Source organism: Pseudarthrobacter defluvii, assembly GCF_030323865.1.
Lineage (GTDB): Bacteria > Actinomycetota > Actinomycetes > Actinomycetales > Micrococcaceae > Arthrobacter > Arthrobacter sedimenti.
This window is the reverse complement of record NZ_CP066362.1, coordinates 3,116,487-3,129,589: the sequence shown is the minus strand read 5'-3', so window position 1 is coordinate 3,129,589 and position 13,103 is coordinate 3,116,487. Positions and strand designations below refer to the sequence as shown.

Sequence of the window (13,103 nt, the reverse complement as noted above, 5' to 3'; positions counted from 1 at the left end):
AGCTGAATTCTCAGAGATGACAGTTAAGGGCAGTTCCGGTCGTTGGGATTGCCGCGAACTATCATCTCGCGGGCTGCTACCCCAGCGGGTTGGCCGACTGGCACTTCTGGTCGCTGCCGGTCTGCGCCACCACGCTTCCGGAAGAGTCAGCGGACGACGGCGGTGCGGCGGGTTTGCTGCCTGAGGCAAAGTCCGTGCCGGCGTACAGTTGCACGCCCTGGATATTGGCAACCTGCTGGACGCTGCTGGCCGGCAGGCCGAACAGCGCGGCAACGTCGGCTGCCACGTCCTCGAACCCGGCGGAGTAGTACACCATGGTCTGGCCCTGCGCCTGGGCCGGCAACTGGGTGAGTTTGGTGAACCCGGCGTCGGACAGCAGCCCGGCGATCGCCTTGCTGCGGCCCGTTACCCCGGTGCCGTTGGCGATGGAGACCGGCTGCAGCGACTTGTCATAGGCAGGTGCCGCGGGCGCCGCCGGCGTCTCGGGTGCTGCCGGGGCAGGCTGGCTCAGGTCCGGGCTGTTGCGCAGCGCCTTGAAGAAGTTGGACGCGGCGGGTTCATCCAGGGCCAGCCGGTTGGGGTCCTGCGGCGAGGGAACCGTGGGCGTGGTGATGAAGTTGATGTTGGCCGGATCGATGTTCTTCAGCCGGTTGGCGATGGTCAGCAGGGACGGGACCGAGGCCAGACCGGAGTCCACCGTCAGGTTCTTGGTGATGGTGTCGGCGATGGTCAGCACTTTTTGCGGATTGCCAAGGGTTCCCTCGGACTTGAGCTTGCGGCTGAGCGAGGCAAGGAAGCCCTGCTGCGCCTGGATGCGGCCCAGGTCCCCGCCGTTCGCGAACGCGTGCCGGGTACGAAGGAAGGCCAGCGCCTGGTCGCCCTGCACTTGCGAGGTTCCGGCTGGCAGGTTCAGGTGCGAATCGGGATCGCTGACGGCTTCGGTCACGCAGACCTCCACGCCGCCAACCGCATTGGACAGCTCCTTGACGGCGTTGAAGTCCGCCATCATGAAGTGATCCACCTCAAGGCCCGTCAGCTTGTTTACCGTATCCACGGCGCAGCCGATTCCGGCTTGGGCCATGGCGCTGTTGATCATGGCGCTCTTTTGCTCGGGATACGTCTGGTTGGTCTTGGAATCCGTGCACGCCGGAACATCGACCAGCAAGTCGCGCGGGAAGCTGACGACGTTGACGTGCTTGTTGTCCGCGGAGATGTCCAGCAGCATCATCACGTCAGACTGGCCGTAGCCGGAGGACTGGTCCGCGGTGCCGTACTGGCTGTTGCTGCCGCTCCGCGTGTCCGAGCCCAGCACCAGGATCTGCAGCCTGTCTGTGCTGTCATTCACGGCACCTTCGGTGCGCTCCCCGCCCGCGGACAGCTGCGAGGTGCTGATGTTGGACTGAAGGCGCCAGGCCCAGTAGCCGCCGAAGGCCAGGACGCCCAGAAGCAGGACAGACACCACTGCCGTGAGTGCCTTGACCCAGCGCGGGGCACGGCCAAGAGGCCGGCTGTGGCGCGAACTGGCGGCGTACAGCTCACCTTGCCCAGGGTAGGCAAGGGGGCTGGAGCTTTCCTGTTCCGGGCCGGGAGATTTTCTGGAACCGAACACGACAAAAGGACCTTCGGAAGGGGACAGGTTTCCGCTACCTTACAGGCCGAAGCTGGCAATTCGCCTAGAACCCTTGACTTGCCGGGTGTCCCCGCGGTCTCCAGTGCGGGGTGGGCGTACTCTTTCTTCTCGGCGGTACCCGCCCGGGCCATGGGCCCGGCCCTGTGGGATACCCCCGTATGCAGGCTGAGGAACGGACAGATGAGTACAGGACAAAAGCAGCGTGTAATGCGTCCTCCTGCCCGGCGCAGGCTGGGCAAACTGGCGGTGTGGCTGGAGGATGACTCGCCGGGCCGCCTGCGGCCGCTGATCCTGGCGGTGGTGCTAACGCTCTCTGCGATCGGACTCGTGGAGGTGGCATCGGCGTCGTCCGTGGAATCCGTGGCGGCAGGAAACAATCCGTACGATCTTCCCCTGAAGCAGGCCATGTGGACCGTGGCCGGCGTGGTGCTCATGCTGGTGCTGGCGCGGATGCCCGTGCGGCGGATCCGGTGGCTGGGCTGGCCGATGCTGATCGGTTCCCTGTTTGCCCTGGTACTGGTGTTCACGCCGCTTGGCATGACCGTGAACGGCAACCGGAACTGGATCAGCGTGGGTGGTTTCACCGCGCAGCCGTCCGAATTCGCCAAGCTCTCGCTGATTGTGTGGGGGGCCTGGATCCTGGACCGGAAGCAGGCCCTGCTGGGGCAGTGGAAGCACGCGGTCATGCCGCTGGCACCGGCCGGCGCACTGATTATGGGCATCGTGGCGCTGGGGCACGACCTGGGCACCACGTTGATCATCATGATGATCCTGGCTGCCACCATGTTCTACGGCGGCGTCCGGATGAAGGTGTTCTCCGTGGCCGGGCTCATCTGCGTGGCGGCAGCCCTGGTGCTTGCGGCCACCAGCGGCAACAGGATGGGCCGGATCTCCTCCTGGCTGGGCATGGGATCCGACGAGGACGCGCAGGGCATGGGCTACCAGGCGCAGCACGGCGCATACGCCCTGGCTTCGGGCAGCTGGTTCGGTGTGGGCCTGGGGCAGAGCCGGCAGAAGTGGAACTGGATCCCGGAAGCCCACAACGACTTCATCTTCTCCATCCTGGGGGAGGAACTCGGCCTGGCCGGAACGCTGCTGGTACTGGGCCTGTTCGCCACCCTGGCCATCGCCGTGTTCAAGACCATCGCCCGGACCACGGATACGTTCTCGCGGATCGTGGCCTGCAGCGTGATCACCTGGATCCTTGGGCAAGCAGTGATCAACATTTCCATGGTGAGCGGGCTGCTGCCCGTGATTGGTGTACCGCTGCCGTTCATCTCCTACGGCGGATCGGCGATGGTGTCCTCCCTGGCGGGAATCGGGGTGATCCTGGCGGTGACGCGTCCGGAAGGTACTGTTCCTCCCGCCGGCCGCAGTACCCGCCTGGGCCGGGCCCTCCGGCGCGGTGCCGGATCCAAGCGCGCTGCCCCTGAACGCTCCGGGTCAACCCGGGTTGGGTCTGACCGTGGCGGGTCGAATGGTTCGGTGAAGCAGGCCCGGGAGCATGCGCACCAACGGTAGCGCCGGGGGGACCCTTCCTGCAGCGGCCATGACCCCCATCCGCTTCATCGTGGCTTTCGGGATTGTCAGTGCGCTGATGGACATGGTGTACGAGGGCGCGCGCAGCGTCACCGGGCCGTTTCTTGGTGCGCTGGGGGCATCGGCGCTTCTGGTCAGTGTGGTCACCGGCGCCGGCGAGGCGGTGGCCCTGGTCCTCCGCCTGGTGTTCGGGCGCCTGGCTGACCGGCCCGCGCTGCGGTGGGCGCTCGCCATCAGTGGTTATGCCCTGACCGCGGTCTCCGTGCCCCTGCTCGGAATCACCGACGCACTCTGGATTGCCTGCCTGCTGGTCCTGGCCGAGCGTCTGGGCAAGGCCGTGAGGAGCCCGGCGAAGGACACCATGCTCGCGGAGGCCGGTTCCGCGCTGGGCAGGGGAAAAGCGTTCGCGCTGCATGAGGCGCTGGACCAGGTGGGCGCGTTGGTGGGGCCGCTGCTGGTGGGGATGGCCCTGGCGCTTTCCGGCAACTACGGGCCCGGGTTCCTGCTGCTGGCTGTGCCCGGGCTTGCGGCCATGCTGGTCTTGTTCTGGCTGAAACGCAGGGTTCCCGATCCTGCCGTTTACGAGCTCGCCGCTCTGCAGCCTAAGACACTGCAGCCTAATGCCCTGGAGCCGGCCGGTATGGAACCGGCTGCGGCGGAACCTCTTGATCGGGCGCGCCTTGACGTGGAACCCGGGGAAGCCACCACAGTTCCGGGCGGCACTGCCGGAATGCCGCGCCAGTACTGGCTCTACGCCGCCTTCAGCAGCCTGACGATGTTCGGCTACGCCACGTTCGGGCTGCTCTCATTCCACGTGGTGGCCACCGGGCTCCTGCCGCCGGCGCTGGTCCCGGTGCTCTACGCCGCGGCCATGGCGGTGGACGCCGTGGCCGCCCTGGTCTCCGGCTGGCTCTTTGACCGCGCGGGGCTGCGGGTCCTTCTGGTCCTGCCGGTGCTGGCCGCCGCAGTCCCGTGGCTTGGCTTCAGCAACAACACAGCACTCGCAGTGACAGGGGTGCTGGTGTGGGGGGCTGCGATGGGCGTGCAGGAAAGCACCATGCGCGCCGGCGTGGCGGGACTCGCTCCTGCAGCCCGGCGGGGGAGTGCCTACGGAATGTTCACCGCCTGCTACGGCCTGGCGTGGCTGGCCGGCAGCTTCCTGATCGGCCTGCTTTACGAACAGTCGATCTTCGCGCTTGCCGTCACCGTCACGGTGGTGCAGGCAGCCGCGTTGGTGATTTTCGCCGTCGTCCGTCCTTCCAGAACGGGGGAGTAGTTACTTAGGCGACCGCCCCCGCAGCTTCCGGGCACTCGGCGCAGCGGACGTCCGCAACCAGGGAGCCGGCGTCGTCCTTTTGGAAATGTGTGACGTGATTGGTGGTCCTGCCGCACGTGGGGCAGAAGCTCTGGCTTTGTTTAGTCCACATGCATGAATAATACGGAACACGGTTATAAAGAGAAGATCACGGGTCAAAGTTTGTGGATCCCCGCAGATTTCCTTAACCGGATCTTGACCAAACCTGCTGGCGATCCTTCATGGAACGCTGAGTTTCGCCCCGTAGCTTGGGCCCATCAGGCAGTTACAGGGAAGGAGCGCAGGACAATGACCATTACCGATTACTTCATGGCTCTTGGCGGCATGCTGGCTTCACTCGGGTGTGCAGGATTGGTGGCGGCAGGGGTTATCCGGGCACGGGCACGCCACTAGGGCCGCGGTCACCACGCCAAGCAACCAGGACCTTGTCGCAAAGGTTTGTACGCCAGTTTCTAGGCGATGGCCGGAGGCTCGAAGCGCGTGCCGGGCGCGCCGCTGGGCATGGCACGGAGGATGCTGTCCGCGACGCTGCGGACTTTGAGGTTGCGGTTCCGGGAGGTGCCGGCCAGCTTGCTGAAGGCCTCCGCGTAGGAGCAGCGGTTCTGCGCCATGAGTACGCCGCAGGCAACGTCGATGCTGGTCCTGCTCTCCAGGACCTGCTTCAGGTTATCGCCGGCACGGATGACTCCGTGGACGTCCAGTGCCAGCTTCAAGCTGTGCGATGCCACCTCGGCGAACCAGGCCGCCTCGTTGACAACCTTCGCGGTGAACCCGACGTTGGCCGGGGCCAGGAAGACCAAGGCGCCGGCTGAACCGGGCTTTAGATCCAGGGGGACGGCAAGGGCTGCGCCGAAACCGCTGTCCGCCAGACGCCTGCGGTAAGCCTGCCAGCGCACGCCGGCCTGGTTGATCACTGTTGGCGCAGCCAGTGCGGAACCCAACGCTGTGGGACCGTCCCCGTGCTCGTCCTCTGACGCTGCCAGGCCGGCCGCCACCGGTGAGCTTCCGGCCGAGGCGGGACAGGACCGCTGCCGGTGCAGCACTGCGGCGCACTCGATCGCCGCACCTGCCGCGGTACTGACCCAGTGGGCTGCGGCGTCGGCGAGCATCTGCAGGGACCTTTCCTCGCCGTCGGCCCCTGTTACCAAGTCCAGCAGGAACCCGTGCCGCTCGGGCCCTTTAATGTTTGCCGGGCCAACTGCCACCGACGCACCCCCATTCGATTACGCCCACCAGCTTCGGGTGCGGTGGGTTCATAGAAACCTATTAGGCTGCCGGGGCAGGGGCACGAGTAGCCGGTACTCTACTTTTCCGCCGGGGCTGCGAAGGTACTTGACTGGCTTTTCATCGTTGGGAAGATGGAGGTCGGCAAGTGGGCTACGATGGGTTTGTTAGACAGCCAAGCAAGTAGGATATCGAAGGAATTCGCATGAACCCGCATGGTGCAAGCGAAGGCTACTGGTACCCACTCGTGGAGGGCGCCCAGCCCAGAGCCGTTGACGTGATTAACGCCCTCCGGGAGTTCCGGACATCCGAAAGTGCAATGAGAAGGCGCACCCGTTCCTCGTTGGCAATGGGGGAGACCGACCTTCTGGCCCTGCGCTACCTGATCGACGCGGAAGCTGCCGGCATCGGAATCCGGCCCACAGAACTCGCCGCCCGCCTGGGGATCACCTCAGCGTCGATGACCAGCCTCGTCGACCGTTTGGTGGCCAGCGGCTACGTTGCGCGCGAACCCCACCCCACCGACAGGCGCGCCGTGATTCTCCGGCCAACCCCCGGAGCTGACGAAGAGGTGCGGCACAACCTCAACCAGATGCACAAGCGCATGCTGGAGGCCGCAGAATCACTGACTCCCGAGGAGATCAAGGCAGTAATGCACTTCCTGGAGCGCATGCGGGAAGCCGTGGACACTGTCAATGCCAAGCCTGGTGTTCCCAGGCGGTAGACAAGATCAGAATCCTAGTTAGACTAGCTACATACTTGTTTATCAATCGGATGGCGGATCGAATGACTGCAGTACTTGAACCTCAGGCGCCGGGACAATCGACCTTCATCGAGAACCGTGGTGAACGTCCGCAGGAGTCCGGGGTGCCCATCGTCCTGGACCACCCCACGGGACTGCCGGGCTCTTCCCCTGCCCCGGACCGCACAGTACATGACCTGCATGATCCGGCCGCGCCGTTCCACTGCGGCGCCGCAATGACGTCCACTCCGGTGCCCGTGCCGTCGCTGAGCTGGGCATCCACGGAACTCGACTCCAAGGAATGGACCTGCGCCTGCGGCTTCAAGGTGGACGTGGGCATCACCGCCGATTCCATGGAGGCTGTGCGGCTTGAATCGGCCATGCTGGAAAGCCTGCAGTGGGAGATGGACGCAGCACAGGAACGCTTCGAAAACGCGGTACGGACCGCTGCCCGGCGGGGCGCTGCCCCTGAGGCGCTTGGCAAAGCTGCCGGCCTCACTGCCGAGGAGCTCCAGGAAATCCTGGCCGGCGGCGTCCAACTGCTCTGACGCCTGGCGAAAGATCGGCAAACACTCCGCGGCCCCCGAAGCGCAGCCATCCGTATGTTCAGATGCAGCAGCGCTTCGGGTCGTTGGGAGTAATAAAGCAAATGCTGCCCGGCCGGCTCTGGCCCGAAAGGTGGGCGCGGCGAGCGGCCGGAGGGTTCTATGCGGCCAGGCGGACTGCCCGGGGGCGCGGATGTCGGCGCTCGGCCAGCACGCTAATGGTGCAGGGTGCCTGATCCGGATCGATCTTCGCGGGCAGGTGCCGGGTTTCGGAGGCTGCATGGAGCATGTCCAGCGCTTCCTCATCAACCAAGGCGCTGGAGACGTCGAGCTCCAGGTCCAGGCCTCCCTTAAGGGAGTTGGCACGCTTTGCCACTACGTAGAGGGCGTTGACGCTGTGGATGGTGATATGCCCCTTTGCAATCACCTGGGCCTTGCTGTGGTCCAGATCCACCCGGACCACGATGTTCAGCTTAGAGTTCAAGTTGTAAAGCCTTCCCCGGCATTGGCTGCGACGCTGCAGCTTCTTGCATGGCCTGTTTGCTTAAGCCTCAACTAGATTAGGCAACCAATGTGACCAGCGCAACACAGTGACGTTTATTACACCGCGCGTAGTTTGCTATCAGTTTGAGGAGCGCCCATGAGTACCGATCCCGCCGCCAAGCCTTCCGTTCTGTTTGTTTGTGTCCACAATGCAGGCCGCTCCCAGATGGCGGCCGCTTTCCTGGCTTCGCTGTCGCGGGGAGCAGTGGAGGTGCGTTCCGCCGGGTCCCAGCCCGCCGAGAAGGTGAACCCGTCCGCGGTGGAGGCCATGGCGGAGGTTGGCATCGACGTCTCCGCGGAGGTCCCGAAGATGCTTACCACCGAGGCAGTGAAAGAATCGGACGTGGTGATCACTATGGGATGCGGTGACGAGTGTCCGGTTTTCCCGGGCAAGCGTTACGAGGACTGGGAGCTGGAGGATCCGGCCGGCAAGGGCGTTGACTCCGTTCGTCCGATCCGTGATGAGATCAAGGCACGCATCGAAAAACTGATCACCGAACTCCTGCCCGCGCAGCACGCGGACGCCCAGTAGTACAGCCACCGAAGGACAAGCAATGAGCAAAGAACAGCTGATCATCATCGGCTCCGGCCCCTCCGGCTACACCGCCGCCATCTACGCCGCCCGCGCCGGCCTGAACCCCCTGGTGCTGGCCGGGTCCGTCACCGCCGGTGGCGCGCTGATGAACACCACCGAGGTGGAAAACTTCCCCGGCTTCCCGGGCGGTGTCCAGGGTCCGGAGCTGATGGACGGGCTGCAGCAGCAGGCGGAAAAGTTCGGCGCGCGCATTGAGTACGACGACGCCACGTCCGTTGACCTCAAAGGTCCGGTCAAGCGCGTGGTCACCGGCGGCGGGGAGACTTACGAGGCAAAGGCCGTCATCCTGGCCACCGGCTCCGCCTACAAGGAGCTCGGCCTGCCGGAGGAGAAGAAGTTCAGCGGCCACGGTGTTTCGTGGTGCGCCACCTGCGACGGGTTCTTCTTCCGTGAACAGGACATCATCGTGGTGGGCGGCGGCGACTCCGCCATGGAGGAAGCAACCTTCCTGACCCGCTTCGGCAAGTCCGTGACCGTCGTCGTGCGCAAGGGCGAACTCCGCGCCTCCCGCATCATGGCCCAGCGCGCCAAGGACAACCCCAAGATCAGCTTTGCCTGGAACTCAGCCGTCACGGCCATCCACGGCGACGGCAAGGTCACCGGCGTTACCCTCACGGACACCCGCACCGGGGAAACCCGGCAGCAGGACGCCACCGGCATCTTCGTGGCCATCGGCCACCTGCCCCGCACCGACCTCGTGGCCGGGCAGGTGGACTTGGACGAGGAAGGCTACATCAAGGTGGACTCGCCCACCACGTGCACCAACCTGCCCGGCGTCTTTGCCTGCGGTGACGCCGTGGACCACCGCTACCGCCAAGCCATCACGGCCGCCGGTACCGGCTGCGCCGCGGCCCTGGACGCGGAGCGCTTCCTCGCGGCGCTGGAGGACGCCGCCAGCATCGCCACCGCGCTGGTGGAGGAACCGACGCACAGCTAAGTTGTGGATTGGACGGGAAGGCTCCCTGGGTCAGACGACTTCGGGGAGCCTTCCCGTTAATACTGATACGGGAGCGGCCGACCAGCGCTCGCGTTCCGGCTCGTAGGAGACCACCATGGACACGTCGCTGCCGCGAGCCTCGTCGATGGCCAGCAGCAGGGCGTCCTCCATGTGCCTGGCGTATTCCAGCCGCTCGGGCAGGGAACCCTGCAGCCCGCCGTCGTCAATGAGCACGTGGCTCTTGCCGTCCACGATGACCTTCAATGAATACCCGCGGTCCTCCTGCCGGGACCCGCGGGTGGATGTAATCTCGGTGACTCGATCGGCCCGGACCAGCCCGTTGCCCAGCGTGCGGATCCACACTTCACCCATGAAATGACCTCCCCTTGGCTGTGGGCGCAGACCACCAGCGCCCCATACGGCGAACAGTACTCCGTCCCGGCATTTTTGTGACCCCTGCACTTTTCCGGGGTCTGCTGGGCGGAACATGACATGTCCTTTTCAGCTTCGTCAGTTATCTTGGGTGCCGTTCGCCCACGGTGCGAAGACCTGATATTGGGAGGAATGCATGTGGTCAAAGCTTGATACGTATCTTTATCCGCTGCAGCCCTCCGCGGAGTGTCCATCCGGGACCTTCAAAGTGCATGTCCCTTCCGGGAAAATGGAGTGGTCAGAGGGCATGTACGGCGTCCACGGGCTCAAACAGGGTGAGGTGGTACCCACCTTCGAACTCTTCATGGCGCACAAGCACCCGCTGGACCGGGAGGCCGTGCTCGCACTCTGGGCGGATCTCTCAAAGGAGGCGGCCAGGGGGCCCTGCTGCACCGGGTCCTTGACGTCCGCGGCAAGGAACGGCGCGTTTTTTCCGCCCTCCAGGCCGTTGCTGAGCCGTCCGGGCAGGGGGACTACGTCCGCGGCTTCATGGTGGACGTGACCCAGAGCCTGCGCATCGAATCCCAGCACGCGGCCGAGGACGCCATCGAGGGAGCCTACGGCCACAAGGCCCTGATCGAACAGGCCAAGGGCATTGTCATGGCGTTGCAGGGAGTGGACGGCCCTGCCGCATTCCAGGTCCTGGCCACCAGAAGCCAGCACGCCAACACCAAGCTGCACATCGTGGCCGAAGAACTGGTGAACGCGGCAGCGAACGGCAAGGCCGCCGGAGTCCTGGCCGCTTACTGACCTCCCCTAGGCCATCGACTGCTGGTTGACCCGCCGGTCCAAAGGCAGCTGGGACCTTCGGCACTTCCCGACATGCTGCTTGGGCGCGAACCTGAAGTCACGTCCATTGGCGCCCGCAGCCACATTTCCCGCATCGATTGCTGAGTAACTGCCGTTTTGGACGCTGAAAACGACAAGTACGGAGCAGTCGATTCCAGGGCAGGAGTGGTTCGGGCAATGGAGCGGACGCGGGACCGGAGCACCAGGGAGGGGCGCGGCATGGCGGCCAGGACTACGACCAGCCGGAGCGGCAACGTTGGCTCCGCCGTGATCAACGCCCTGCTGCTCTGGGGGATCAACGTCTGGCCGGGCTGGCAGGTGTTGCCTTTCCTCACCGGCGACATGACGCGTGTCCTTGGCCTCATCAATGCATCCCTGATCGCGGGCATCATCGTGAACCTGGTCTGCGCGGTGATCCATGCCCGGGCCCTCCTTTCGCTGGGGAACATCGTGGTCATGGGCATCGGGGTGGCGGCCATGCTGCGGATGTGGGAAGTCTTCCCCTTCGATTTCGGCACCAGTTGGTCGGGCTGGCCGGTGGTGGTGCGGGTGTTCCTGGTGCTCGGCATCGTGGGATCGATCATCGGCGCCATAGTTGAGGTAGTGAACTTCTTCCGGGCCCTGGCCGGGTTCGAGCCGCGCGCCCGTTGAACCCGCCCTCGGTGAAACGAAACCTCAGTCGAAGTGCGTAATGACGTTCGGGTCCTTGCCCACCGACGCCACGAGCAGGGCCGCCACATCCCGAAGCTTGCGGTTGCGGGTGTTGGAGGCGCTCCGCAGGACCTTGATGGCGGTGTCCTGGTTGCAGTTGTTCTGGGCCATGATGATTCCCGTTGCCAGGTCGATGATGGTCCGCGACTCAAGTGCTGCGGCCAGGTTGTCCCGGTCTTCTGCCAGTTGGGCCAGGCGCACGGCCAGACGCAGCGCCTTGGATGCCTGGCCCGCATGCACCTCCGCCTTGTGGATTGCTTCATCGCTGAACGCGTGTGTTTGGGCGGCGTAAAGATTGAGCGCTGCACTTGCCTCCCCTTCCAGGGGCAGCGGAACGGAGAGGATGGAGCGGATGCCTTCGTCCCAGGCCGTGGCGCAGTAATGGGGCCACCGGCTCTCCTCATGCAGCGTGGGTATATAGACGGTGTCCAGGTCCCTTAGGGCGGTCAGGCACGGTCCGTCGCCGTAGGCATACTGCAGCTCATCCATTGCCTTGACCCGGGGGTGGCTGGTGGCGACCGTGGCAGGTTTCTTCTTCCGCACCATGGTGACGCCGCAGAGCAGCCTGCTGTGGACGGAAAGCGCTGCGGCGGAGAGGGTCACGAGTTCATGGAGGAGATCCGCCATGTCCGGCGTCTTCAGGACAAGGTCCTGCAGACGCTCCACGATCCCTTCATCACGCGGAGTTCCGTGCATTCCCGCCATGTGGCATCACCCCGATGTGCTGCTTAGGGAGATTCTAGGGTGCAGGGCGGCGGGGGAAACCCCTGCCGGACCCCCCTTTCCAATGCGGGGGGAGCGCAACGGACGGCCATAGGATAAATCTGATGACTTCCCCGGATGACCCTGAGCCCTTCAGCCTGCGCAGTATCGCGGTTGCCGCATTCGGCCCCACGCTGCTTTTCGGGATCGGGCAAGGCGCCATCCTCCCGGTAGTGGCGTTGTCCGCCCGAAACCTGGGCGCATCGGTGGCAGTGGCGGCGCTGATCGTCACCCTGATCGGGCTGGGGTCCTGGTTCTTCAACCTGCCGGCGTCCCTGGTGACCCTCCGCTTCGGTGAACGCTGGTCGATTGTGGGCGCCGCCGTCGCTGCCGGCCTGGCGCTGGCAGCAGCCGCCGCCTCCTCCACTCTTGCCTCCAACGGGCTGTGGCTGCTCGCGGTGGCGATGGCCGTCGTCGGGATGGCCGGGGCGGTGTTCGGCCTGGCCCGGCAGAAGTACCTCACCGAGGCAGTGCCCGTGGCATTCCGCGCCCGGTCGCTGTCCACGCTGGGCGGCGTGAACCGCATCGGCGTATTCATCGGCCCGTTCGCGGGGGCCGCCGTGATGCAGTTCTTCGGCCTCGCCGGTGCCTACTGGGTGGGCGTGGTGGCCATGGCGGCCGCCGCGCTGCTGTCGCTCACCATTCCGGATCTGACGACGCCGGAGGTCCAATCAGGCGGCGAGCCCGGCCCCCAGCCCACGCTCCGGAGCGTGGCGGTCTCGCACGCGGGCGTGTTCCTTTCGCTGGGCGTGGGCATCCTGCTGCTCAGCGCGCTGCGGTCCTCCCGCCAGGTGGTGATTCCGCTCTGGTCTGACCACCTGGGGATGGACGCCACCTCGGCGTCCCTTATCTACGGGCTCTCCGGCGCGATAGACATGCTGGTGTTCTATCCCGCCGGGAAACTCATGGACCGCAAAGGCCGGCAGTGGGTGGCGATCCCGTCGACGCTGCTCATGGGAACCGCGCTGCTCCTGATCCCGCTCACCGGCTCCTTTGTGGGTCTGCTGCTGGCGGCGCTGCTGATCGGCTTCGGCAACGGCATCAGCTCCGGGCTGGTGATGACCCTGGGCGCCGACTTCTCGCCGGACCGTGGCCGGGGCCAGTTCCTGGGCCTCTGGCGGTTTATGGCTGACGCCGGATCCACCGGCGGCCCCGTCCTCCTCTCCGGGGTGACCGCGCTCGCCTCCCTGGGCCCGGGGATCTCAGCCACGGGCATCCTGGGGTTCGCGGCGGCGGCCGTGTTCGCCGTCGTGATTCCCCGCCTGAAGCACCGCCGCAACTACTGACCGTGTTTGCGGGCCTGTTTGGTGGGTAGCGCGGCCGGCGAGGCTATTCTCGA

The 13,103-nt window shown here is 65.4% G+C and carries 14 protein-coding genes; 9 read left to right on the top strand and 5 right to left on the bottom strand.

Going from position 1 to position 13,103, the window contains the following annotated elements; translation table 11 throughout:
- Positions 1-76: 76 nt before the first annotated feature.
- Positions 77-1,609 carry an LCP family protein gene (locus JCQ34_RS14505; RefSeq protein ID WP_434738913.1) on the bottom strand — a complete coding sequence of 511 codons (1,533 nt, stop codon included), beginning with the start codon at positions 1,607-1,609 and terminating at the stop codon, positions 77-79.
- A gap of 228 nt (positions 1,610-1,837) precedes the next feature.
- On the opposite strand from JCQ34_RS14505, the gene ftsW reads away from it, so the two are divergent.
- Complete coding sequence (gene ftsW / locus JCQ34_RS14500) at positions 1,838-3,151, top strand: putative lipid II flippase FtsW (RefSeq protein ID WP_286398519.1); 1,314 nt, start codon at positions 1,838-1,840, stop codon at positions 3,149-3,151.
- Positions 3,135-4,445, top strand: coding sequence for an MFS transporter (locus JCQ34_RS14495; protein WP_286398517.1), 1,311 nt, complete (start codon positions 3,135-3,137; stop codon positions 4,443-4,445). The genes ftsW and JCQ34_RS14495 overlap by 17 nt, the downstream gene beginning before the upstream one ends.
- Positions 4,446-4,936: 491 nt before the next feature.
- Here the strand turns inward: JCQ34_RS14495 and JCQ34_RS14490 are convergent, their stop codons facing one another.
- Entirely contained in the window at positions 4,937-5,689 is a 753-nt protein-coding gene (locus JCQ34_RS14490; RefSeq protein ID WP_286398515.1) for an ANTAR domain-containing protein, read from the bottom strand.
- A 224-nt stretch (positions 5,690-5,913) separates the two neighbouring features.
- Here JCQ34_RS14490 and JCQ34_RS14485 point away from each other — a divergent pair, with 224 nt between their 5' ends.
- Both JCQ34_RS14485 and JCQ34_RS14480 read left to right on the top strand, forming a co-directional pair.
- On the top strand, positions 5,914-6,432 hold the full coding sequence (locus JCQ34_RS14485) for a MarR family winged helix-turn-helix transcriptional regulator (protein WP_286398513.1): 519 nt from the start codon (positions 5,914-5,916) through the stop codon (positions 6,430-6,432).
- 62 nt (positions 6,433-6,494) lie between these two features.
- On the top strand, positions 6,495-6,998 hold the full coding sequence (locus JCQ34_RS14480; RefSeq protein WP_286398511.1) for a hypothetical protein: 504 nt from the start codon (positions 6,495-6,497) through the stop codon (positions 6,996-6,998).
- Between the two features lie 157 nt (positions 6,999-7,155).
- Here JCQ34_RS14480 and JCQ34_RS14475 read toward each other — a convergent pair whose 3' ends face one another.
- Positions 7,156-7,479 (bottom strand): hypothetical protein, encoded by a 324-nt coding sequence (locus JCQ34_RS14475; protein WP_286398509.1) that lies wholly within the window; start codon positions 7,477-7,479, stop codon positions 7,156-7,158.
- A 156-nt stretch (positions 7,480-7,635) separates the two neighbouring features.
- Here JCQ34_RS14475 and JCQ34_RS14470 point away from each other — a divergent pair, with 156 nt between their 5' ends.
- Positions 7,636-8,070, top strand: a complete 435-nt coding sequence (locus tag JCQ34_RS14470) for an arsenate reductase ArsC (RefSeq protein ID WP_286398506.1) — start codon at positions 7,636-7,638, stop codon at positions 8,068-8,070.
- Positions 8,071-8,092: 22 nt separating this feature from the next.
- Positions 8,093-9,070: a thioredoxin-disulfide reductase gene (gene trxB, locus JCQ34_RS14465; protein ID WP_142132929.1), complete on the top strand. Its 978-nt coding sequence runs from the start codon at positions 8,093-8,095 to the stop codon at positions 9,068-9,070.
- 30 nt (positions 9,071-9,100) lie between these two features.
- Here trxB and JCQ34_RS14460 read toward each other — a convergent pair whose 3' ends face one another.
- Entirely contained in the window at positions 9,101-9,442 is a 342-nt protein-coding gene (locus JCQ34_RS14460) for a hypothetical protein (RefSeq protein WP_286398504.1), read from the bottom strand.
- Positions 9,443-10,000: 558 nt separating this feature from the next.
- Here JCQ34_RS14460 and JCQ34_RS14455 point away from each other — a divergent pair.
- Together JCQ34_RS14455 and JCQ34_RS14450 are read left to right on the top strand one after the other, a co-directional pair.
- Entirely contained in the window at positions 10,001-10,252 is a 252-nt protein-coding gene (locus JCQ34_RS14455) for an ANTAR domain-containing protein (RefSeq protein ID WP_286398502.1), read from the top strand.
- 258 nt (positions 10,253-10,510) lie between these two features.
- Complete coding sequence (locus JCQ34_RS14450) at positions 10,511-10,942, top strand: hypothetical protein (protein ID WP_286398500.1); 432 nt, start codon at positions 10,511-10,513, stop codon at positions 10,940-10,942.
- A 24-nt stretch (positions 10,943-10,966) separates the two neighbouring features.
- On the opposite strand, the gene JCQ34_RS14445 is transcribed toward JCQ34_RS14450, so the two are convergent.
- Entirely contained in the window at positions 10,967-11,668 is a 702-nt protein-coding gene (locus JCQ34_RS14445) for a GAF and ANTAR domain-containing protein (RefSeq protein WP_286398498.1), read from the bottom strand.
- Positions 11,669-11,829: 161 nt separating this feature from the next.
- Between JCQ34_RS14445 and JCQ34_RS14440 the strand changes: the two genes are divergently transcribed.
- Positions 11,830-13,050 (top strand): MFS transporter, encoded by a 1,221-nt coding sequence (locus JCQ34_RS14440; RefSeq protein WP_286398496.1) that lies wholly within the window; start codon positions 11,830-11,832, stop codon positions 13,048-13,050.
- Positions 13,051-13,103: the final 53 nt, after the last annotated feature.

Bases quoted from the DNA above. Each gene is read 5' to 3' on its own strand.
- JCQ34_RS14480 (WP_286398511.1), top strand. From the start codon at position 6,495: ATGACTGCAGTACTTGAACCTCAGGCGCCGGGACAATCGACCTTCATC.
- ftsW (WP_286398519.1), top strand. From the start codon at position 1,838: ATGCGTCCTCCTGCCCGGCGCAGGCTGGGCAAACTGGCGGTGTGGCTG.
- JCQ34_RS14460 (WP_286398504.1), bottom strand. From the start codon at position 9,442: ATGGGTGAAGTGTGGATCCGCACGCTGGGCAACGGGCTGGTCCGGGCC.
- JCQ34_RS14495 (WP_286398517.1), top strand. From the start codon at position 3,135: ATGCGCACCAACGGTAGCGCCGGGGGGACCCTTCCTGCAGCGGCCATG.
- trxB (WP_142132929.1), top strand. From the start codon at position 8,093: ATGAGCAAAGAACAGCTGATCATCATCGGCTCCGGCCCCTCCGGCTAC.
- JCQ34_RS14470 (WP_286398506.1), top strand. From the start codon at position 7,636: ATGAGTACCGATCCCGCCGCCAAGCCTTCCGTTCTGTTTGTTTGTGTC.
- JCQ34_RS14450 (WP_286398500.1), top strand. From the start codon at position 10,511: ATGGCGGCCAGGACTACGACCAGCCGGAGCGGCAACGTTGGCTCCGCC.
- JCQ34_RS14440 (WP_286398496.1), top strand. From the start codon at position 11,830: ATGACTTCCCCGGATGACCCTGAGCCCTTCAGCCTGCGCAGTATCGCG.
- JCQ34_RS14485 (WP_286398513.1), top strand. From the start codon at position 5,914: ATGAACCCGCATGGTGCAAGCGAAGGCTACTGGTACCCACTCGTGGAG.